This window comes from Bacillus coahuilensis m4-4 (genome assembly GCF_000171615.1).
In the GTDB taxonomy this organism is placed as follows: domain Bacteria; phylum Bacillota; class Bacilli; order Bacillales; family Bacillaceae_K; genus Bacillus_T; species Bacillus_T coahuilensis.
Map to the genome: position 1 here is coordinate 19,136 of NZ_ABFU01000015.3, position 20,019 is coordinate 39,154.

The 20,019-nt window shown below is 38.6% G+C and carries 21 protein-coding genes and 3 pseudogenes; 9 read left to right on the forward strand and 15 right to left on the reverse strand.

Features of this window, described 5'->3' with window-relative positions; genetic code table 11:
• Window positions 1-42: 42 nt before the first annotated feature.
• The 5 genes from M44_RS24640 to M44_RS24660 form a co-directional block, all read right to left on the reverse strand.
• Window positions 43-492, reverse strand: a complete 450-nt coding sequence (locus tag M44_RS24640) for a hypothetical protein (protein WP_155814892.1) — start codon at window positions 490-492, stop codon at window positions 43-45.
• Window positions 489-812, reverse strand: coding sequence for a hypothetical protein (locus M44_RS24645; RefSeq protein WP_010170870.1), 324 nt, complete (start codon window positions 810-812; stop codon window positions 489-491). Before M44_RS24645 ends, M44_RS24640 begins: the two co-directional genes overlap by 4 nt.
• On the reverse strand, window positions 805-1,191 hold the full coding sequence (locus M44_RS24650; RefSeq protein ID WP_010170872.1) for a hypothetical protein: 387 nt from the start codon (window positions 1,189-1,191) through the stop codon (window positions 805-807). The genes M44_RS24645 and M44_RS24650 overlap by 8 nt, the downstream gene beginning before the upstream one ends.
• 80 nt (window positions 1,192-1,271) lie before the next feature.
• Window positions 1,272-1,778, reverse strand: a complete 507-nt coding sequence (locus tag M44_RS24655; RefSeq protein ID WP_237705198.1) for a hypothetical protein — start codon at window positions 1,776-1,778, stop codon at window positions 1,272-1,274.
• Window positions 1,735-2,292, reverse strand: coding sequence for an ATP-binding protein (locus M44_RS24660; RefSeq protein ID WP_029326713.1), 558 nt, complete (start codon window positions 2,290-2,292; stop codon window positions 1,735-1,737). The genes M44_RS24655 and M44_RS24660 overlap by 44 nt, the downstream gene beginning before the upstream one ends.
• Before the next feature lie 551 nt (window positions 2,293-2,843).
• Here M44_RS24660 and M44_RS25825 point away from each other — a divergent pair.
• The 5 genes from M44_RS25825 to M44_RS28685 all read left to right on the forward strand — a co-directional run bounded on the left by M44_RS25825 (window position 2,844) and on the right by M44_RS28685 (window position 5,525).
• A complete protein-coding gene (locus M44_RS25825) occupies window positions 2,844-3,266 on the forward strand; it encodes a recombinase family protein (RefSeq protein WP_272941171.1) in 423 nt (140 codons plus the stop codon).
• A 371-nt stretch (window positions 3,267-3,637) separates the two neighbouring features.
• Window positions 3,638-3,883, forward strand: a complete 246-nt coding sequence (locus M44_RS03430; protein WP_010170878.1) for a recombinase family protein — start codon at window positions 3,638-3,640, stop codon at window positions 3,881-3,883.
• Complete coding sequence (locus M44_RS27475) at window positions 3,876-4,046, forward strand: hypothetical protein (protein ID WP_010170879.1); 171 nt, start codon at window positions 3,876-3,878, stop codon at window positions 4,044-4,046. The genes M44_RS03430 and M44_RS27475 overlap by 8 nt, the downstream gene beginning before the upstream one ends.
• On the forward strand, window positions 4,043-4,225 hold the full coding sequence (locus M44_RS28680; RefSeq protein ID WP_010170882.1) for a recombinase family protein: 183 nt from the start codon (window positions 4,043-4,045) through the stop codon (window positions 4,223-4,225). The genes M44_RS27475 and M44_RS28680 overlap by 4 nt, the downstream gene beginning before the upstream one ends.
• Window positions 4,173-5,525: a recombinase family protein gene (locus tag M44_RS28685; RefSeq protein ID WP_272941170.1), complete on the forward strand. Its 1,353-nt coding sequence runs from the start codon at window positions 4,173-4,175 to the stop codon at window positions 5,523-5,525. Before M44_RS28680 ends, M44_RS28685 begins: the two co-directional genes overlap by 53 nt.
• A gap of 15 nt (window positions 5,526-5,540) precedes the next feature.
• Here the strand turns inward: M44_RS28685 and rlmD are convergent.
• The 3 genes and pseudogenes from rlmD to pdaA all read right to left on the reverse strand — a co-directional run.
• Window positions 5,541-6,847: pseudogene (gene rlmD / locus M44_RS19995) on the reverse strand (23S rRNA (uracil(1939)-C(5))-methyltransferase RlmD); the annotation flags it as partial.
• A gap of 109 nt (window positions 6,848-6,956) precedes the next feature.
• Window positions 6,957-7,862 (reverse strand): DNA-3-methyladenine glycosylase family protein, encoded by a 906-nt coding sequence (locus M44_RS20000; protein WP_010170886.1) that lies wholly within the window; start codon window positions 7,860-7,862, stop codon window positions 6,957-6,959.
• Window positions 7,863-8,158: 296 nt separating this feature from the next.
• Complete coding sequence (pdaA, locus tag M44_RS03455; protein WP_010170887.1) at window positions 8,159-8,950, reverse strand: delta-lactam-biosynthetic de-N-acetylase; 792 nt, start codon at window positions 8,948-8,950, stop codon at window positions 8,159-8,161.
• Window positions 8,951-9,091: 141 nt separating this feature from the next.
• Between pdaA and M44_RS20005 the strand changes: the two genes are divergently transcribed.
• The gene (locus tag M44_RS20005) at window positions 9,092-10,396 is read left to right on the forward strand and encodes an ATP-binding protein (protein ID WP_010170889.1); all 1,305 of its coding nucleotides are present in this window, start codon (window positions 9,092-9,094) and stop codon (window positions 10,394-10,396) included.
• Window positions 10,397-10,719: 323 nt separating this feature from the next.
• On the opposite strand, the gene M44_RS03465 is transcribed toward M44_RS20005, so the two are convergent.
• The 5 genes and pseudogenes from M44_RS03465 to M44_RS03485 all read right to left on the reverse strand — a co-directional run bounded on the left by M44_RS03465 (window position 10,720) and on the right by M44_RS03485 (window position 15,032).
• A complete protein-coding gene (locus tag M44_RS03465; protein WP_029326714.1) occupies window positions 10,720-12,267 on the reverse strand; it encodes a fumarate hydratase in 1,548 nt (515 codons plus the stop codon).
• Window positions 12,268-12,418: 151 nt separating this feature from the next.
• Window positions 12,419-12,721 carry a hypothetical protein gene (locus M44_RS03470; protein ID WP_010170893.1) on the reverse strand — a complete coding sequence of 101 codons (303 nt, stop codon included), beginning with the start codon at window positions 12,719-12,721 and terminating at the stop codon, window positions 12,419-12,421.
• A 79-nt stretch (window positions 12,722-12,800) separates the two neighbouring features.
• Window positions 12,801-13,878, reverse strand: a pseudogene (locus tag M44_RS03475) (methyl-accepting chemotaxis protein); the annotation flags it as partial.
• A 44-nt stretch (window positions 13,879-13,922) separates the two neighbouring features.
• A pseudogene (locus M44_RS20010) lies at window positions 13,923-14,689 on the reverse strand (SDR family NAD(P)-dependent oxidoreductase).
• Between the two features lie 142 nt (window positions 14,690-14,831).
• On the reverse strand, window positions 14,832-15,032 hold the full coding sequence (locus M44_RS03485) for an SE1561 family protein (RefSeq protein ID WP_010170902.1): 201 nt from the start codon (window positions 15,030-15,032) through the stop codon (window positions 14,832-14,834).
• A gap of 109 nt (window positions 15,033-15,141) precedes the next feature.
• Here M44_RS03485 and yfkAB point away from each other — a divergent pair, with 109 nt between their 5' ends.
• Entirely contained in the window at window positions 15,142-16,269 is a 1,128-nt protein-coding gene (gene yfkAB, locus M44_RS03490; protein ID WP_010170904.1) for a radical SAM/CxCxxxxC motif protein YfkAB, read from the forward strand.
• Between the two features lie 41 nt (window positions 16,270-16,310).
• On the opposite strand, the gene M44_RS03495 is transcribed toward yfkAB, so the two are convergent.
• On the reverse strand, window positions 16,311-17,192 hold the full coding sequence (locus M44_RS03495; RefSeq protein WP_010170906.1) for a YfkD family protein: 882 nt from the start codon (window positions 17,190-17,192) through the stop codon (window positions 16,311-16,313).
• A 660-nt stretch (window positions 17,193-17,852) separates the two neighbouring features.
• Window positions 17,853-18,908 carry a calcium/proton exchanger gene (gene cax, locus M44_RS03505; RefSeq protein WP_010170910.1) on the reverse strand — a complete coding sequence of 352 codons (1,056 nt, stop codon included), beginning with the start codon at window positions 18,906-18,908 and terminating at the stop codon, window positions 17,853-17,855.
• A 90-nt stretch (window positions 18,909-18,998) separates the two neighbouring features.
• Here cax and M44_RS03510 point away from each other — a divergent pair, with 90 nt between their 5' ends.
• The gene (locus M44_RS03510) at window positions 18,999-19,418 is read left to right on the forward strand and encodes a pyridoxamine 5'-phosphate oxidase family protein (RefSeq protein ID WP_010170912.1); all 420 of its coding nucleotides are present in this window, start codon (window positions 18,999-19,001) and stop codon (window positions 19,416-19,418) included.
• A gap of 146 nt (window positions 19,419-19,564) precedes the next feature.
• The coding region (locus M44_RS03515; protein WP_010170914.1) for a transposase at window positions 19,565-20,019 on the forward strand (455 nt) is incomplete at its 3' end.

Below are 20,019 nucleotides of genomic sequence, written 5' to 3' on the forward strand. Positions count from 1 at the left end.
GACTTGTTGTTCTAAAATACTTTAAAATACTTTTTAATACACTTACATTTTTTTCACAACCAATAAAAGTGGTTGAACCTTTGGTTGTATATTAACTTTTGCTTTGCTTGCAGTAAAATCTCCTTTTTGATCCCTAGTAGTTAAGGAGAATACTTCAAAGAAATTCTCTCCGAAGAGCTTACCTACACCAATAGCGTTCATTTGGTTTTCTAATGCATCCTTTAGCTTATCTTTACTAGTTTCATAGCCTAGCACTTCTTCGTCTAATCTCATTTGCGTTTGTGATCTTAAATCATTGTGCATACCAGCAAGAACAATAATTAATTTAAATCCAGCATCAAATGCTTTATTTATTACAGCCGTATAGTTTGCTGTTTTACCAGATTGAACATAACCAACAACTATTCCTCTTCTATCATATTTTCTACCTTCCACAGATGGATCTTCCAGAAGTTCTATGATAGATTCACTAGTATCGTCAAGTGAATTCACGACATTAGGGGACCACATTTTTCCGACAAAAGATACTTTTTATACCTATTCCAGTATTTAAATTTAATCGAATGCTTCTTTGCTGGCAGCCAAGGTATATGTTCACTATCATCGTGATTTAACAATATGCTTTTATGTGTCATTGTTATATTGAGGCTTTTTATTAAATCCTCTTTTAATTTAATCTTCTCATTTTCTGATAACTCAAACACAACACTAGCCCGTTCGATAGCTTTAACAATTTCATCAATGAGGTTTATGTCATCCATATTAAGTTTTTCTAGGATTCTTAGTGCTGTATCTCTAGCATCATTATACATAATGGCCTCCTATTATTTCATAAACGATTCTTTTTAATTCTTCTTCGGAATGAAAACTAAAGCTATTGTAGTTAGATAATTGTTCCATAATTTCATCCAAGCTATAGTTATTCTCTCTAAAAATATCAATTAGCATTTTAATTTTATTTTTCTGTTCAGGAGTTATTTCCTCTACTCTAGTTGCTGCTGGTTGATTTACATTAAATGAAACTAGATTTGCAGGACAGTATTCCTCAACATGAAATAAATAAAACTTTAACTTTGCTGCAAAATCTTCATTAGACTCAAAAAGGTCTTTTAAATAGCTATTATTTCTATTTAAACGAAAATAAGAATTAGTTTTTGTTGAAACTTGCTCCCATATATAATCATTTATCATGTTATTTTCGGGAGATTTACTGACACTTCTTTGGTAAAAAACCTCATGAGATTTTTTCCTTGTCTTTTTACCGTATTTTTCTAAGTATACTTATTAATTCCTGTGGGGGTTTTGCATTTGTATTTTTTTATATCAATCTGCCAATTAAAATCTGACTTATTTGTTATATCTAATTTAACTCGTGCTAACTTAGATGATTCTTCACGACCAAAAAGATGTAGCCAGCTTCCAGCTACTAATAATCTCTTATTTCTATAAATATAAAAACCTTGTTGTTCTAACCATCCTTTAGGTCCTGCTGCTTTTTCATATTCTATTTGTGTTAGCTTAGTATGGTGTGGAAGGATGTACGGTTGAATAATAACTATATCGTCTTTAACCAGTACTGATTCAGGAGGTAATTCCTGAGTGGCGATTTCTTTGCTTGAGAAAGGGTCCCACGGTGAGATATTATTACCATTTAAGTATATTTGTATTTTATTTGCCCCTTCTAGAAATCTATGAAAAACCATAGCTAAGTGGTCTTCCACCATGCTGATTTTATTAAAGAACTTTTGGTACCTTTTTGGATGTGTATGGTTCTTCAACAACCCTATCCAAGTTTTCAATTAACACAACAGTCCCTGTTGAATTTTCTATAGAACCTAAAATCTCAGATGACTGTGTATCAAATGGTTGTTTTAATAGGTTCCATTTATTCGTATCTGCAATATAATCTAAATCCCAACAACGCGTAAAGTGCTGTTCGTTCTTTTTTGTTAGGACTGTTAGGCGTTTTCCCAATGAAAATGAAGCAGTCTTTAATCCCATTCCAAATCTACCTAAAAGACCTTGCTTTCTTTCATCATTGGGATTAGCTGATCCAACCTTCATTGCGATAATCAAATCGTTTTCACCCATACCAAAACCATTATCTTCTATACGAACATAACTCTTATCCCCATCCCATACCATGTCAATTTTTATAATAGAAGCCTTCGCATCAATACTATTATCCAATATATCTGCAATTGCAGTTTCAAAACTATATCCTATTGCTCGTAATGAATTAATTAAAGGAGCAGCATCAGGTAATACAATCTCACTATCAAAAGTATGCAAGTTTTATATCCTCCTAGCCTCAAAAAATAACTTGGTAATTTCTAAACTCAATATTCCACTAACCCGTTTTTTATTATCAATAATTACTTTTGACATTCCAAACTATCCTTTAGAGAAGTAATTCTCAATCCAAATATAGTTCAATAATAACATATCAATAAAAAGCAAAAGGATTACAAATCCTTCCTTATGCCTAATTTATACCTAATTATACCATCTATGTTAAGTCGAAATTTATAAATAAAAATAAAAAAAGAACTTAAAACGAAAAACAACCGAAAGTATACTATTTCAGATTAACCGGAGAATTTGAAAACTTTCTTATAAGGGAGTTCTGAGCTAATAAATAGATTTAAAAGCATATTTTTATAGATAGGACTTCGAAAATGAAAATCCGAAGATACAATGTATTCCGATTAACCAATCCATTTTTATAGGAAAAGGGGTGGAAAACGAGAACACAAGATCACTTTATGTAATAAATACAATTAAAGACATTTACTTTATAAAAAAACAAAAGGAGAACCAAAAAATAGAAATGTGCAATTTATATCCGAACAGCAAGTAAAAACAATACAGATCATCACTTAAATATACAATCTGAGCAACTCAAACAATTTATCTCAAATCGTAATTGGCAGTTATACAATTCTTATATTGATATTGGCTCAGGACCAAATAAGTATAAGAATTTACAAGAGATTGTGAATGATGCTCAAAATAATAAATTTGATATTATTCTTTCAACTGATCCAACAAGATTATTTAGAAATCCTAAACTATCAGCTAAATTGAAGAAACTTTGTGAGATTGGTGCAATTCAAATTATGACGTTAAATGGCACCATAAATACTCTGCAAGGAAATGTAGATATATTTAGTCTTTACGCTTGGATTGTAGAACAAGAATCCACAAACCTTAGCGAAAGAATTAAATATGGCAAAAAGAAACACTTATTAGAAAAGCAAAGCTAAAATTCCAATATTGTAACCCAATAACAAGCGAAAACCGCAGAGGTTACTTAGTCACTAATCATTAGAGGGCTAAGTAATCTTCTGCGGTTTTTAATTTGAAAGGAGCATTCTCAATGCAAACAAGTAAAATTTAAAAAAGGCGTGCTATATATCCGAATGAATTCTGCACCATTCAAACATCTAAAAAAAGCGGAAGGAATACTATCTGAATTCCTAAATGATTATCGTAATTATGTATCTAATATGAACATCAAAGGAGATTACTATGGAAAATCAAGAAATTAGAGCAGCTATTTATTGCCGTACATCTGTAAATAATTATATAAATTTATACGACCAACAACAAAAACTAAAAAAATAATGCGAATGAAATGGGAATTGCCCAAGTTACAATTTTTCAAGATATGGTTAGTTCTCAAATTATTAAGGACCGTCCAGCATTAAACCTTTTATTACAACTATCTCAAGAAAAGCAATTCGATGTGGTCATTATTGAATCGTTATCACGTATCTCTCGGTATGTAAAAGAATGCGAAAATATTTGTAACAAGCTTTATAAAAAGAATGTCACGTTAATCGTCCACGACTTAATTAGTGGAGGGTCACTTTATGAGTAAGAAAACACTTTCGGTAGAACGAATCTACACAGACCCTAAGCTAGCATTTGCTCAGGTAATCAAAGCAATCATTGATAATAAAATCGAGGAACTTGTCAATACTGCTAACAAGGTGAACACTGCTACATCTCAATCAAATGAAAAGGAGCATGATGCTTCATGAGATGTGCAATCTATATTCGAGTTTCAACAGATAAAGAGGAACAAAAAGCCTCACTCAAATATCAGAAAGAACTTTTCTACAAATTTATTGAAGAAAAAGGATGGGACATCAACGAATTTTACGTAGATGTTCAATCCGGAACAACAGCAAAGAAGAAAAAATCTTCAACGAATGATTGAAGATGCTCATGCAAAAAAGTTCGATATCATCTTAGCCAAAGAATTATCTCGTCTCGCTCGTAATGGTGAATTATCATACAAAATCAAAAACCTTTGTGAAAATCAAGGTATTCACATTATTACACTAGATAATGCGATCAACACACTAACTGGAAATACCAATATGTTTGGCCTATATGCTTGGATGTATGAACAAGAATCTCAAAATACAAGTAATCGTGTAAAGGAAACATTAAAAACCCGTGCAAAAAACGGCTTGTTTAAAGGTTCGAATCCTCCATATGGGTATGAGGTTAGAGAAGGGAAGCTTTACATCCGTAATGATGAGACATCTGAAATTGTGAGACGAATTTTCCGGGAGTATCTTGAAGGAAGTGGTAGAGAAAGTATCGCTCGACGTTTATACAATGAGGGAATTAGAACACCTGCTGATGTAGCAGGCAAGATTAACGCGAGTGACAAGTGGAATGATTCCACGATAAAGCTAATCTTAACTAATCCTCATTACGTTGGAGATTTAGTTCAAGGCCGTACTACTACAGTGAGTGTCACAAGCAAAAAACGGAAGAAACAAGACAAAGATGATATGTTTATCATTGAAAATACTCATGAAGCGATTATCTCACGGGATATGTTTGAAGCGGTACAAAATCTGATGAAGCAACGGAAGAAATTCATTACAGCTCCGAAACTACATTTGTTTACAAACATCTTATTCTGCGCTGATTGCGGAAAAGGGTTGTGGTTTCGGAGTAATAGACAAAATGGTTATATTTGCGGCAGTTATGCTCGTCATGGTAAAAAATCCTGTAGCGCTCATACCATCAAAGAGAACTTTCTCAAAGAGACGATTTTGTATGATATCCGAAAGCTTGTTCAAGAAATTGATAAGGAACAATATTTGAAAGAGCTTGAAGCAAAGTCTAAGAAATCAAAGAAGGATATTCAGCAGAAGCTTGATAAACTCAATAAGCAAATTGATATATTGAAGAATCGAAAGAAGAACTTCATCAAAATGCTGGCTGATGAAAAGATCAAACATGATGAGTATTTAGATATGGTTGAGGATAACAACACCGAATTGGCCCAGTTAGTCGAAAAGAAAAATGAAATGTTATTGATGCTTGAAAGTGAACAAGTGATCGATAATATCGACAAGTTAAAACAAGAGCTTCTTCAGTTCCTTAACTTCGAAGAACTAACACCGGAAATTTTGCACCCGCTCATCAATCGGATTGATGTAAAAAAAGACGGCACACCGGTCATTCATTACCGATTTGCCGCCCCAACATTTGAATAGAAGCAGGTTTTCCCCTTATTGGGAGCCTGCTTCTTCTTTTAAAATCATCTGCGATACTACTTCAACATGTGCCGTCTGCGGGAACATATCCACCGGCTGCACGCTCTTCACCTCATACATCTTACTCAACATCTTTAAATCCTTTGCAAGCGTCGAAGGGTTACACGACACATATACGAACCTTTTGGGCTTCACCTGCATCACGGTCTTCAAGAAGCTCTCGTCACAGCCCGTACGAGGAGGGTCGACTACGATCACATCTGGCTTCCATCCTTCTTTCTTCCACTTTGGTAACCACTCTTCAGCTGTCCCTACTTCATACACTGCATTTGACACACCAAATTTCTCAGCGTTTTTCCGAGCATCCACAATACTTTCTTTAATCACGTCCATCCCTCGGATTTCACTCGCTCCATCTGATAGCCAAAGTCCGATGGTTCCAGATCCGCAGTACGCATCAACGATTTTTTCCGTTCCTGTTAATCCTGCGGCACGCTTTGCTTCATTATATAGCTTGACGGTTTGCTCCGGGTTGAGCTGGAAGAATGCACGAGCTGAAAGTTCATAAGTGAAGTCTTCAAGCTGTTCGTCAATTGCTTCTTTTCCAGCAACGTGGACTGTTTTATCGCCGAAAACAAGAGAGGTATTCTTTGGATGAATATTGTGCATAACACTCACCACTTCAGGTAATCTCTTGTTTATCTCTTCAACCAATAGTTCTTTGCGAGGTAGGTCCTGCGTGGCTGTAATCAATACCACTTGAACTTCTCCTGTTTTCACTCCCACACGGGTTACGATGGTTTTTACCGAACCTTTTCTTCCTTTCGGATCTGCAATTGGAATTCGGAGGTCCCGTAAATTTCTTTTACCGTAACGACCACTTTATTAACGTGTGGGTTTTGGACAATGCATTCAGGAATATCAATAAGCTTGTGTGAGTTTAAGCTATAAAGTCCTGCAATGATTTTCCCGTTTCGTTCGCCCACTTGGAATTGGCTTTTATTTCGGTAATGCCATGGATGCTCCATTCCAATTGTTGGACGGATGTCCATTTTGCCGACGTTAAAATCCGTGTATCGTTCTAACGCTTGGATGACGATGTCACGTTTTTCAACCAGCTGCTGTTCATATTTTAAATGCTGTAGCTGACAACCGCCGCACTCATCGTAGACGACACACGGTGGTTTCACTCGATGCTCTGAAGCTTTGCGAATTTTTACAACTTTGCCAGCAGCAAATTTATGTTTAATGTCGGTTGCCTCTACTAGTACTTCTTCTCCTGGAAGGGCACCTGGGACGAAAACGACCTGCTTTTTGAAATAGCCGACTCCCTCACCGTTAATACCTAGTCGTTTGATGGTTAACGGGAATCGTTGTCCCTTTTCAATCGTGACAGCCGTTTGCTGTCCTTGTCGTTTATTTCCTGACTGCTTACGAGCCTGGTTTGATTTTGATCCTCGATTTGGTTTGTTTTGATTTTGCATTGGTTTGTTCACTTCCATTTTCTAAACTTCTCCATAAGTAAATGCTTGCATAGCTTAAATAAGGTGCCCAGTCTCTGGAGTATATGTCCATTTCATCCATCGTCGGTTTGCGGTCGAGCTGAAGGAATTTTTTAAGAGCATTTTGTATACCAATGTCTCCTTTAGGAAACAGATTTTCACGTCCTAGTGTAAAGAGCAAATAGTTTTCAACCGTCCACTTTCCAATTCCTCGTATTGGCAATAGGCGGTCAATTATCTCATCATTGGATAACTTGTCTAGCTCGTCCATATCGATTGCCCCGTCCGCTACGAGACTGGCGAATCCTTGAATATATTCCGCTTTCCTTTGACTTAACTTATGTGTGCGAAGCTCTTCAATACTTACCTCTTTTAACACATGTGGTCTTGGAAAGAACCATACGCTGTCTACCTCTTCCCCGTATGTATGCGTTAAACTCGTAAAGATGTTTCGAGCTAACGTTAAATTCACCTGTTGGGAGATGATACAGCGAATGATGCTCATATAATCATCTAATTCTAATAATAAAGGATACCCTTCATACTTCTGAAATATCTCTTGTAACTCACTTTTTCTGTAAAATTCGTCTATGGGCTTTAGCGGCCTGTCTAAATGAAGAATATGCATGGTCTTTTCAATAAACTTCATATCGTCGATTTCCGAATGGATAATAGCTATCTCACCTTCATATTTCACATCGATAATAGACCGTACTCCGTGGTCTAGTCCAAAGCGTAACCCACTCTGTTCCACCACTACAAGAGGATGCCCAGTAAAATAAGACAAAACCGACTCCACATCATAAGGTTGTTCAACTGATACACGAACTTCCAACTTCCCCGCCCCCCCTACTCATCGATTAATCATAACAGAGGGACAGGGACTTTGTCCTGCTTAAAGACAGAGGTAAAGACAGAGGGACAGGGACTTTGTCTCGTAAAAACTCTCATTCACTCTTGAAAATCGAGTGAGTTATACACATCACCTAGACATCCCTTTAAAAATAGACAAAGCTCTTGCCGTCATGACTTTCCCTACCCCCAAGAAAATAAGACAAAATCCCTGTCCCCTCAAACCAAAATCCTCGTAAACACAAGACAAAGTCCCTGTCCCCCAAACAAAAAAAGCCGTTAGGCTCCAGACATAAAGATCTGGTCGAACGGCTCGCTTTTTCCATAGTGGTAATCTAGGCTTTTGAATTGGTAGCCTTTGGCTCTTACATCCCGTATGACTCTTTCTAGGACATCCGCATTGTCCTTGGATACAGAGTGAAGCAAAATGACCGCACCAGGATGAAGCTGTTTCATGATTTGTTGATGAGCAAAGTCCGGACCTTTTTGCTTGTCCACATACCAGTCCGTGTAGGCTAAACTCCACATCACATGATAGTATCCTTCTTCTTTTGCTATCCTAACCGAACGTTCGTTTAATACCCCGCGTGGCGGACGTAAATACTCCATTGTGGTTTGACCAGTTAATTCGGCTGTACGATCTTTGACCTTCTGCAGTTCTTCGCGAATGCGTTCGTCAGATACAGCTGAGAAGTCTGGATGGTGCCATGAATGGTTTCCTATAATATGTCCTTCTTTCACCATTCTTTTCACAAGATCTTCCGCTGAATTTAAATAATGACCTGTAACAAAAAATGTAGCGGGCACTCCTTCTGCTTTCAGCACATCTAATATTTTTTCAGTATAGCCATATTCGTAGCCACTGTCGAAAGTGAGGTACACCACTTTCTCTTTACTATCTCCCATATAAAAGCCATCATACTTTTCTAAAAGAGCTTCATACATTGGACCTGCGTCGGCTTGCTTTTCATTTTGACCACGTTTAAATCCCCATTGAATACGTTCAGCAAATACAGTTGTATCACCTATGATAAAAGTTATTACCAGTAAAGCTAGCACGGTTCGTTTCATACTATCCCACCCTAAATTCAGTCCCTATTAGTATGCGTGTTATATCATTACACTTTCATTCCAATTTTCCCCACATCTCAGAAAAAAGATATTAAATATTCAAAATTTATTGTATGATAATATTTGTGAGGAGGTTGTACGATGCTAAAACGATATAGAGGAAGAATCGTCGTATCCCTAATTGTCATGATTGTAATGTCCATGTGGAATTTACTCTTCTATGGATTAAATTCTTACACTTATAATCCAGTACTCGATTTACCATTTTCATTATTTGTCATAATACTGGCATTTTGGCTCGCTTCTTATTATGATCAATCGAAATCACTTCATACTACCCTCTCCCAATCGGAACAGGATTACCGAAACCTTTTAGGAAAAAGCTTACATATTTTTGACCAATTGAATCAAATTGTCTATCAAACAAACGATAAGGGAGTTTTTACTTTAGTAAATCCTGCTTGGGAACAACTAACAGGATACACTGCAGAAGAAACCATCGGAAAAAATTTATTTGAATTTGTCTACGAGGAAGACGAGGATATCCTTAGAGGAAAACTTGTCCAGTCCATTACCAAGCAAGTAACCGTTTTTAAAGACGAAGTGCGTATCAAAAAACAAGACAGTGGATATGTTTGGGTCGAGATTAATGCGAAATATATATACGATGATGAAGGGTCGGTTTATGAAACTGCTGGAACTTTATCCGATATTACGGATCGCCGTACCTCACGATTAGACCTCATTCAGCAAAATGAAAACCTTGCCTTAGAATCTGTCAAACTTGGTGCCATCGCTCAAATGTCAGCATCTATAGCTCACGAAGTAAGAAATCCCTTAACATCCATCTCAGGGTTTTTACAACTTATGAAGGAACAGAAATCTTTTAATCCAGAATATATAGATTTAATCTTCTCTGAAATGAAACGAATCGAGCTTGTATTGAGCGAACTTCTTGTATTATCAAAGCCACAGGCTGTTACATACAAGAAAATCGAGTTGTGTACTGTCATTGAGCAAGTCATCACCCTCATGACAACGGAAACCAATATGAAAAGTATTGAAATTCATCAGTCTTTACCCGCTTATCCCATATTTATTAAGGGAGAGGAAAACCAGCTCAAGCAGGTTATGATCAATTTAATTAAAAATGCTATCGACGCCATGGATCATGGTGGAAAGATTTCATTGTATTATTCTCTTAGTCCAGATACTATATCCCTTTTTATTAGAGACGAAGGAGTGGGCATTCCAGAGGAACAACTACATAACATTGGACAAGCCTTCTACACAACGAAAGAAAAAGGCACGGGGCTTGGACTAACAGTCTGCTATAAAATTATTGAAAATCACCAAGGAAACATCCTAATTGACAGTAAGGTCGGAGAAGGAACCACTTTTGAAATCATACTACCTTTATACGAAGAAAAAACCGCCGTTTCTTAAGAAAGAAGCGGTTTTTTAGTATACAAAAAAACCGAAAAGAAGCTGTGACTTTGCATTATTTGGCCTTCAACAATTGAAAAATGGAATCATAACATAACATGTGATAAGAATTGTGTACCCTTCCTCATCCCTCATTAACTACTGGATCAAGCTCCCATCAATACACCGCATATTTACGGTAGCCTTTTACACATACTCTACTTCAAAAGCCCCTTTATTCTAAAAAAAGACAAAAGGTAGAACGGTGATTAAGATTCTGCCTTAGTTAAAATAAGAAGGACATTCCCCAAGTGTATGGAATGTCCTTCTTATTGATTCACCTATTAAAATACTCTCTCTTTAAACTGACTCAACTTTTCAAGTGACGTCTTCTCTACACTCTCATGCAGAGAGTGACCGTGAGAATCCATTGTCACTACTGCTGTGAACCCTTCAACTTCTAAGTGCCACATTGCTTCAGGAATTCCGAATTCCATCAGATCCACACCTTTAACTTCTTTGATACAGTCAGCGTAGTATTGAGCCGCTCCGCCGATTGCATTCAAATATACTCCGCCGTGTTCTTCTAGTGCTTTGAGAGTTTTAGCCCCCATGCCGCCTTTACCAATAACAGCTCGAATGCCAAATTTCTTCATGATATCTCCTTGATAGGGTTCCTCACGAATACTTGTGGTTGGGCCAGCCGCTTTTACATGCCATACGCCGGCTTCGTCCTTTAACATGACTGGGCCACAGTGATAAATAATTTGACCGTCAAGATCAATTGGAGCCTCGTGGTCTGATAAATGTTTGTGGATCGCATCACGTCCGGTGTACATCATGCCGTTAATTCTCACAACATCTCCCACTTTTAAGGAACGAATCTTTTCTTCTGTAATAGGCGCTTCTAGTTCAACAATCGTTGTAGCCTCTTCTTCAATGGTTGCCGCTGTTTCCGCTGCTGCTACACTCGTTAGGTCCGGTTTGTCTCCTTCTTGGTACATCCAGTCTGTGATTCTACCTGATTCCGGATCCATTTTTACCCCTAACCTTCTGAAAGCCCAGCAGTTGTATGCAACAGATACGAAAAAGCTCGCTGGGATGCGGTTCATGACACCAATTTTACAGCCTAAAAGGGTGGTCTCTCCTCCAAAGCCCATGGTTCCAATCCCTAGCTCGTTCGCGTTATTCATTACGTATTCTTCTAGCTTTCGTAGGTCTTCATGTGGGTTTACATCGTCTGCTGAACGGAACAGTTGCTCCTTCGCTAAATCGTATCCTGAGGAGCGGTCTCCGCCAATTCCTACACCAATAAATCCGGCTGAACATCCTTGACCTTGAGCTTGATAGACGGAATGCATAATACATTTACGGATACCGTCTAAATCACGTCCCGCACGACCTAAGCCTTCTAGTTCACAAGGTAAGCTGTATTGGATATTTTTATTTTCACACCCTCCACCCTTTAAAATCAGGCGAGCGTCAATATAGTCTTTCTCCCATTGCTCGAACTTAATGACAGGTGTACCTGCACCTAAGTTGTCACCGCTATTGGCCCCCGTTAATGAATCCACCGAGTTTGGACGAAGCTTCCCGTTCTTTGTTGCAAGCTGAATCGCTTCAAAGATCGCTTCTTTTAATTGTAATTGATTGACACCAATTGGCGTTTTAATCTTAAACGTCGGCAATCCTGTATCCTGACAAATAGGCGACACTTGGTCGTCTGCCATTTTAATATTCGTTGAAATCGTGTCTAAGCTCATTGCCGAACGAGTGCCTGCGTTTTCGCGCTCTTTCGCCAATTTTATGGATCGCCTCACATCCCTTGGTAGATTCGTAGACGTCTCCACCACAAGCTCGTACATACTTTTCACCAACAATTCCATATTCATGAACGATTTCCCCCTCGTTTTCCCTTTGCATGGTCTATATATTCTCCTTCTATTATACTGCCATAGCTTGCTAGAAGAAAGAGGAAGGTGAAAACGGTTTCTTTATCTATAAAAAAACAGACCCGATTAACTGAGTCTGCCGTTTCTTAGATTATTTTGTTGATTCCATTAACTTCTTCGCTTCTTCAGCTGTATGGTTCATCACATTACCAATAACCACATTGTCATCTGTCAAGGTTTCGACCGTTGCACTCATTTCCTCAAGTGCCGCACTTGCCTCTTCAATAATCGCAGCTAGTTCTGACGTTGATTTTTCCACTTCTTGAGAGTTACGTAGAACAGAGCGCGTAACATCATCCGTTGCATGAAACTCTTGACCAATTCGATTAACTCTTGCCTTTAATTGATCGAAATAGGAAACCACTTCATTAACCGAAACTAGCATACGTTCCATACTTTCGTCACTCGCCTGCATTTACCTAGAGTTAAACGGTTCTCTTCGTTTACTTCTTTTAGGTTACGAGTAATGCTCTCAGCAGTCGAATTGGTTACTTCAGCAAGCTTACGAATTTCTTCTGCTACAACAGAGAAGCCTTTACCTGCTTCACCGGCACGTGCTGCCTCAATACTAGCATTAAGAGCTAAAAGATTTGTTTGTTCTGAGATCTGCTTAATGCTATCAGAGAAAGTATTGGTCTCTTGAATCTTTTCACTTAATGTATGGAAGATTAAATTCAATTCTTTAATAAATGTTTGAATGTCTTTGGCTTCACCGTAGAACGACGTTACTTTTGTGCTACCTTCTTCTGTAAGAGCACTCGTTTCATTGGCTTCTTCCATTAAAGATTGAACACTCTTTTGAAGGTTTTCCATTAATGTATTCGTCATAGAAGCATTTTCTGTAATACTTGCAATCTGCTCTGTTTGTTGATTGCTTCCTGCTGCCATCTGAATGATGCCTTCCTTCATATCACTTTGCCCTTGAAGGTTACGCTGAATACGCTCATTGGAGCTCTCTACTCCTTGAAGGATTCCGCCCATACTTGCAGTCAGCTGTTCTTTCAGTTGAAGCTCATGAGCCGTCGCTGCTTCTGTTTCTTGCACTAATTCATACATCTTCTTATCCTGTAACCACGTTAAACGAATCATTACCTGCAACAATGCTGCACCCATGACGTATGTCAATAATAGCGTGACAATATTAGCTTGTATGGATTCTACTTCGTTGGTTCCTAAAGAAGCCGCCGTTAAAATATTGGCAAGTCCTAGGAAAAAACCGATTGCAAAGATGATACGACTAAAGTGAACGGCTGAGAAGATCATTAAGAAGAAGGAGACTAACACGACTGTCCATCCTCCTCCAACAAGGAAGATTCCTGCCATCGTAAACAAATTCACTAAAATCACAGAAACATAAGGAAATAGCATATAACGCTTCACTATAAATTGAGCGACCACAAATGCTAGCGTAAACGCCACTAATTCAGAACCAAACAGCATAATGGTACTCGTCTCTCCCTCAGAGAAAGCTTTTACTAACGCTAAAACAAGGGACACACTAAATACACCAAACATAAATACATTCTTTTTCTTGTTGTCTTCATTTCTCATTTGTTCAATCTTGTTCAATGTTTGCACCTTCTTACGTAGTAATATTACGGGCGAATATCTGATTTAAAGCTTGCGAAACCGTCATCAGCCATTACAACAGAACCATTCATTACTCGTGCTTCATCGGAAGCCAAGAACGTTACTACACTAGCAATTTCTTCTGGCTCAATTAGCTCACGACCCATTTGTTGTTTTTCATGTATTCTAATAAGCCAGCTTGGCGATATCCCTCTACAATATTCGTATTAACAGCTGCTGGTCCAACACCTACAACACGAATGCCAAAAGGAGCAAGTTCAAGAGCACCATGCTTCGTTAACATTACGACAGCACCTTTTGCTGCTTGGTATCCTGCAATTCCAAGAGTCCCTACAAATCCGAACACACTGGCGTTGTTAATAATAACTCCCTTGCTACCAAGTTCCTTCATTTTACGAGCCGCTGCAAGCATACCGTAGTACACACCATGTTGATTTACATTTACAACTTTATGATAATCCTCTGGTCCATGATCTAAAAATGGCTTATTCATGCCAATTCCAGCGTTGTTAAACATAATATCAATCGAACCAAACGTTTCAACTGCAGCCTCAACAAGAGCTTCCATTTCTTCGAACACCGTTACATCTGTTTTAACGAAAATTGCCTCTCCGCCGCTTTCTTTAATTTGCTCAACAACTTGTTGACCTAATTTTTCATTTACATCTGAAACAACAACCTTTGCCCCTTCTTTCGCAAAACGTAAGGCTGTAGCTTTCCCAATTCCGTCCGCACTTCCTGTAATAACCCCAACTTTACCTTCTAGCTTCATTCCTTATTCCTCCATATCGTTAGGTTGTTTTTTCAATATAATATAATTATCGGCAAACCTTGGAAGATATTTAGGAGGTTTTATTACATTGATAAAAGAAAGAGTTTTCTGTGAAGTTTTATTCCACAAAAAAAGAGCCCTTTTATTTGGACTCTTCCTCATCTTTTGAAGTGCTGAATTGCTTACACTTTACTTCTATATCGTCAATCATATTGATTAAACGGTCGATATCCTCAAGATCCGTATGCTCTGGATCGATGGAATCTAATACGTCTACAAACATATTTAAGCGATTTTTTAAATAATCTAATTGTGAGTCTTTATCGTGAATTGCGTTGCCCAAAAGTCATTCGCTCCTTTCGTCTGTTATAATCGTATAGAATATTGCTTTAGTTGACAAGCAGTTTCTAAAATCTATAATGAAATTTTACCTTCGTTAAAAGGAGATACCTATGAGTGAAGCCATAACAATGAAAACCATTACCCCTAACTATGACCCTTGGGAAGCCTATATGGACATAAAAGAACACGGAAAATTAACGTTGTCTAATGTGGAATTTACGACGACCACCCTTTGTAATATGAGATGCGAGCACTGTGCCGTTGGCTACACATTAACACCAAAAGACCCGAATGCCCTGCCAATTGAGCTACTCCTATCAAGGTTAGATGAAATACAAGACTTACGCTCCCTTAGCATTACAGGCGGAGAACCGATGCTATCAAAAAAATCGGTCGAACAATATGTGCTGCCTCTCTTACAGTATAGCCATTCTAGAGGGGTTCGAACCCAAATTAACTCAAATTTAACCCTCGACCCAGAACGTTATTTAATGATTGCACCATACCTAGACGTGCTCCACATTTCTCATAACTGGGGCACAGTCGACGACTTTATCGACGGTGGATTTGCTATGATGGAGAGAAAGCCAACACGTGAACAGCGGGCAAAGCTATTCGAACGAATGATTGAAAATAGCCGCCTCCTTGTTCAAAACGGTGTTACCGTATCGGCAGAAACGATGCTGAATAAACGAACACTTCCACACATTGAGCATATTCACAAACAAATTACGGAAGAAATGCTCTGTCAGCGCCATGAGGTGCACCCAATGTACCCAAGCGACTTCGCATCAGGACTTGAAACCCTAAGCCTCGAAGAAACACGCGCAGCCATCCACCGATTACTGGATATACGTAATGAGGACGTTTGGATGCTATTTGGAACCCTTCCATTTTATCCTTGTAGTAAAACGGACGAGGACCTCCGTTTACTAGAGCGTTTATACGCAGCTAAAAATGTAACCGTCCGAAATGACCCAGATGGTCGTTCTCGCTTGAATGTCAATATTTTTACAGGAGACGTCATCGTGACTGACTTTGGTGACACACCAGCACTCGGTAATATCCAAAAGGACTCTCTTCCAGATGTGTACGATAAATGGATGAATACAAAGCTTGCCAAGGAGCTAAACTGTCATTGTCCAGCTGTTCAGTGCCTAGGTCCAAACGTACTTGTAAAAAATATGTACTATCCAAGTGAAGATTTCACTAAAAAAACGGCGAGTATCTCGATGTAAAATAGAATGGAGCGTCTGCTAAGCGCAGGCGCTCCTTCATTTTATCTAGGTTGATTTCCCGTATGAAATCCAAAGCTCACATGGTCTTGAATGGGAATCCAAGCCCCAATCCCTTGTGAGGTCACATTTTTTACCACGATTAATCTTTTTGTTCCTTTAATCGTCAAATACACTTCTCCGTATGTTACCTTGCCTTTTTCGTTAATGGCTGGAGCGTACGCATATAAATAACCTAGTTTCTTTGCTGGAACATTATATACTTGAGCAGCCTTCGTTCCCGCCCCCATAATCGTCTCAAACGACAGCGGTAGCCCTGTATTTTTCATAGCCTTTAAAAGCATCAAATCTTTTACATGATCACCATACGGAACCTTCGCCGTCAGATCACCCTTCACTTGCTTCTGAGCATCCTGTGAATAACTTATCGTGACATTCCCTTTCCCCCCACGGTTATCCACATAGTTTGTATTAATTTTTTGATACTGCCAATTTGGAGATGTCTCGCTACTCTCATAATTCAGCGCCCACTCTCCAAGATAAATCGTCGCGCGAACTCCCAAGGCAAACGGCGACTTGTTCATCGAAGACTCATTTAATAATTTTATTAAATTTGGATTCTCAATTTTCACTTGAGAAGAATCAATAAGTTCTTGAGTTAAATCACTAGGCTGCAAATAAGGTAGATCTTGCGTTGGATTGGGATATGTATTATCCTGACCAACATTTATGACCGCTGACGGAATCTCAAGCTGTTTTGGTGTTTTCTCTTTACTCTCCTCTTGCTTTTTATCTTTCTTATTCTGCTGTTCGTCTTGCTTCACATCCTCCGCCTTTTCAGCCAAAGTCATTAGAGGAGAAGAAAGTGCTAAAGTATAAGCAATCAAACTCATTAATATATATCTCACAGATAAAACCCCTTTCATTGTTATCCATGCTTTCCAATAGCTTTTCCTTCTGTAAAATGTCTATCCAAAAATTTTTATACGAAATTGTTTTCTGAATATTTACAATTTTATTAATATGTAGTAAGATAAGTTCAACACCTAATAAGGTAAGGCAATATATAACACTCTCTGTTTCTTGTAGCAACTGTCACATGAGCTGTACTATTTTCCCTAAATTCCCTACTAATTGAAGACCTAGCCAGTGGCTAGGTCGATTTTTTTTTGGTTTTAGGGTGTGGATGGGGCGGATGGCGTGCGGCATTCGTTGAGATTGTGCGGCTTGCTCCGGTTGCGTGCGGACGACTCCCATTTGCGCGCGGCTCCCGGCCTTTTGCGTGCACTTTTCGACCACGTGCGTGCAGATTTTTGGACCTTGCGTGCACTTTAAGTTTTTGCGTGCGGCCTACTACGATTTGCGTGCGGCTCTCGGCCTTTTGCGTGCACTTTTCGACCACGTGCGTGCAGATTTTTGAACCTTGCGTGCACTTGAGGTTTTTGCGTGCGGATTGCTCCGGTTTCCGTGCGGCTCCCGGCCTGTTGCGTGCACTTACACTTTCCCTCTGCAGGTCACCTCCCCCCGCCCTCCACCCACCTCTWAAAACTAAAAACCCCTGCACCAGCAGGGGTCCCAAAAGTAAGCTACAATAAATAAAATCCAATTCCCATAATCACATAAGCAGCAAGGAGAGTAAGCCCTTCAAACCAGTTGGTATCTCCATCATTTGAAATACTAACCGTTAAAAATACTGCCGTGATCATAGCTGCAAGCTCTGGCCATGTGAACACAAGAGGCATCGACACAGGGAAAAATAATGAAATTAACACAAGCAACGGAGCAACGAACATGGCAATTTGAAGAGTTGAACCAACGGCAATTTCTACCGCAATGTCCATTTTATTCTTATAGGCCATAATAATGGCGGAAGCATGTTCTGCAGCATTCCCTACAATCGCTACGATAATGACCCCAATAAACAATTCACTCCAGCCAAAGCTTTCGGCAACGGCTTCAAAGGTATGAACCAAGTTTTCAGAAACATAGGCAACGGCAATGGTTGCAAGTAGTAAGATTATGAGTGCTTTCCCTCTTCCCCACTCTGGTTCTTCCTCATGGTGAACAGCTCCGCCTTCTAGGGGCTGATAAACCCCTCGATGGGTTACTAATTTAAAGAACAATGCCGCTAAGTACAGCAATATCAATATGACCGAAATTCCCACTGACAGGTTCATCGTTTTGTCTGCATCCATAGAAGTAGTAAAAACTTCTGGAATGACAAATGCTACGACCACACCAAAGATTAATAGACCAGAATTATGACGAGCATCAAACACATTAAAGGTTTGACGCTTAAATTTTAAGCCCCCAACGAAAAAGCTTAGTCCTCCGACTAATAATAAGTTCCCTAAAACAGACCCTGTTAAAGAAGCTAGTACGAGTTCAATTAAGCCCGCTTGTAGAGCAAAGATTGAAATAATTAACTCTACAGCATTCCCAAACGTTGCGTTTAGGAGGCCMCMAATACGGGGGCCAGCGACAATGGCAAGGCTTTCTGTTGCTCTTCCCATAAAGCTTGCAAGGGCAATAATTGTTATACAATAAATGACAAAGAGCATAATACTTGGCCAGTGCATGAGTGAACCAATAACAGATAAGGGAACGCCAACCAAGACGAGTAAGGTAAATATTTTTCCCATAATTTGAAAGCCTACCTTTCCATGAACAATGGTTTATTTTTCTTTTATTTAAGGCAAAGTAATGCTAGGATAAAAAAAGGAGTGAATTCGATGACAACCGGTTTAAAAGATAAAGTACTTGCTGTCATTTCAGACCACCAGATTGGAACACTTGCGACCATTCGTGGGCAAAAGCCTTATTCTCGCTTTATGATTTTTTATAATGACGATCTTACGTTGTTTGCTGCCTCTAACAGTCAGACGATTAAAGTAGACGATATGAAACAAAACCCTCATGTTCATATTTTATTGGGCTATGGAGGAGATAAGTTGCATGATAATTATGTTGAAATGGAAGCCACGGCCAGTATTGAAGAATCTCAGGAGTTAAAAAATAAGTTTTGGAATGAGTCCTTGAAGCGCTGGATTCCGAGTGCGGATGATCCAGAGTATGTTCTCCTTCGTTTTACACCAGATTCTATCCTGTATTACGAGGAAGCAGGAAAAGAACCTCAGGAGCTATCCTTATAAGGTACGTAAAAGAAAGCCTACCTAGGCTTTCTCAGGCTGTCGAGAAAATCTCGACAGCCTTTAATAATGTATAAATATTTTAACAAATCACCGCGTTAATATGTTAAAATAGAGATATATAATATATTGATTGGCGGGGATTAACTATGCTAAAACCAAGAGAATTTACGCAAAATGAATATGAATTTGTTTCCATTGATGATATGGTTCCTTCGGACCACCTTCTTCGAAAAATAGATAAATACATTGACTTCTCCTTTATTATTGAGAAAGTTAGGCCTTATTATAGTGAAGAAAAAGGTCGTCCTTCAGACCCTCTTATTCTTTTTAAAATGATGTTTATAGGATACTTATACGGCATACGTTCAGAAAGAAAACTAGAACAAGAAATTCGGATGAATATGGCCTATCGATGGTTCTTAGGATTAAAGTTTCATGATCCTATACCACATCATTCAACAATCAGTTGGAATCGTCAAAAACGTTTCAAAGATACAAACGTTTTTCAAGAAATCTTTGATGAAATTGTTCTTCTAGCAATGAATCACAATATGGTAGGAGGACGAGTTCTTTTTACAGATTCTACTCCTTTAAAGGCGAA

Bases quoted from the DNA above. Each gene is read 5' to 3' on its own strand.
- M44_RS03470 (WP_010170893.1), bottom strand. From the start codon at position 12,721: ATGGAACGTATGCTAGTTTCGGTTAATGAAGTGGTTTCCTATTTCGAT.
- M44_RS24650 (WP_010170872.1), bottom strand. From the start codon at position 1,191: ATGATAAATGATTATATATGGGAGCAAGTTTCAACAAAAACTAATTCT.
- M44_RS03465 (WP_029326714.1), bottom strand. From the start codon at position 12,267: ATGAATATGGAATTGTTGGTGAAAAGTATGTACGAGCTTGTGGTGGAG.
- M44_RS28680 (WP_010170882.1), top strand. From the start codon at position 4,043: ATGAGATGTGCAATCTATATTCGAGTTTCAACAGATAAAGAGGAACAA.
- yfkAB (WP_010170904.1), top strand. From the start codon at position 15,142: ATGAGTGAAGCCATAACAATGAAAACCATTACCCCTAACTATGACCCT.
- M44_RS24645 (WP_010170870.1), bottom strand. From the start codon at position 812: ATGTATAATGATGCTAGAGATACAGCACTAAGAATCCTAGAAAAACTT.
- M44_RS28685 (WP_272941170.1), top strand. From the start codon at position 4,173: ATGTTCAATCCGGAACAACAGCAAAGAAGAAAAAATCTTCAACGAATG.
- M44_RS03510 (WP_010170912.1), top strand. From the start codon at position 18,999: ATGACAACCGGTTTAAAAGATAAAGTACTTGCTGTCATTTCAGACCAC.
- pdaA (WP_010170887.1), bottom strand. From the start codon at position 8,950: ATGAAACGAACCGTGCTAGCTTTACTGGTAATAACTTTTATCATAGGT.
- M44_RS03495 (WP_010170906.1), bottom strand. From the start codon at position 17,192: ATGAAAGGGGTTTTATCTGTGAGATATATATTAATGAGTTTGATTGCT.
- M44_RS27475 (WP_010170879.1), top strand. From the start codon at position 3,876: ATGAGTAAGAAAACACTTTCGGTAGAACGAATCTACACAGACCCTAAG.
- M44_RS03430 (WP_010170878.1), top strand. From the start codon at position 3,638: ATGGGAATTGCCCAAGTTACAATTTTTCAAGATATGGTTAGTTCTCAA.
- M44_RS20005 (WP_010170889.1), top strand. From the start codon at position 9,092: ATGCTAAAACGATATAGAGGAAGAATCGTCGTATCCCTAATTGTCATG.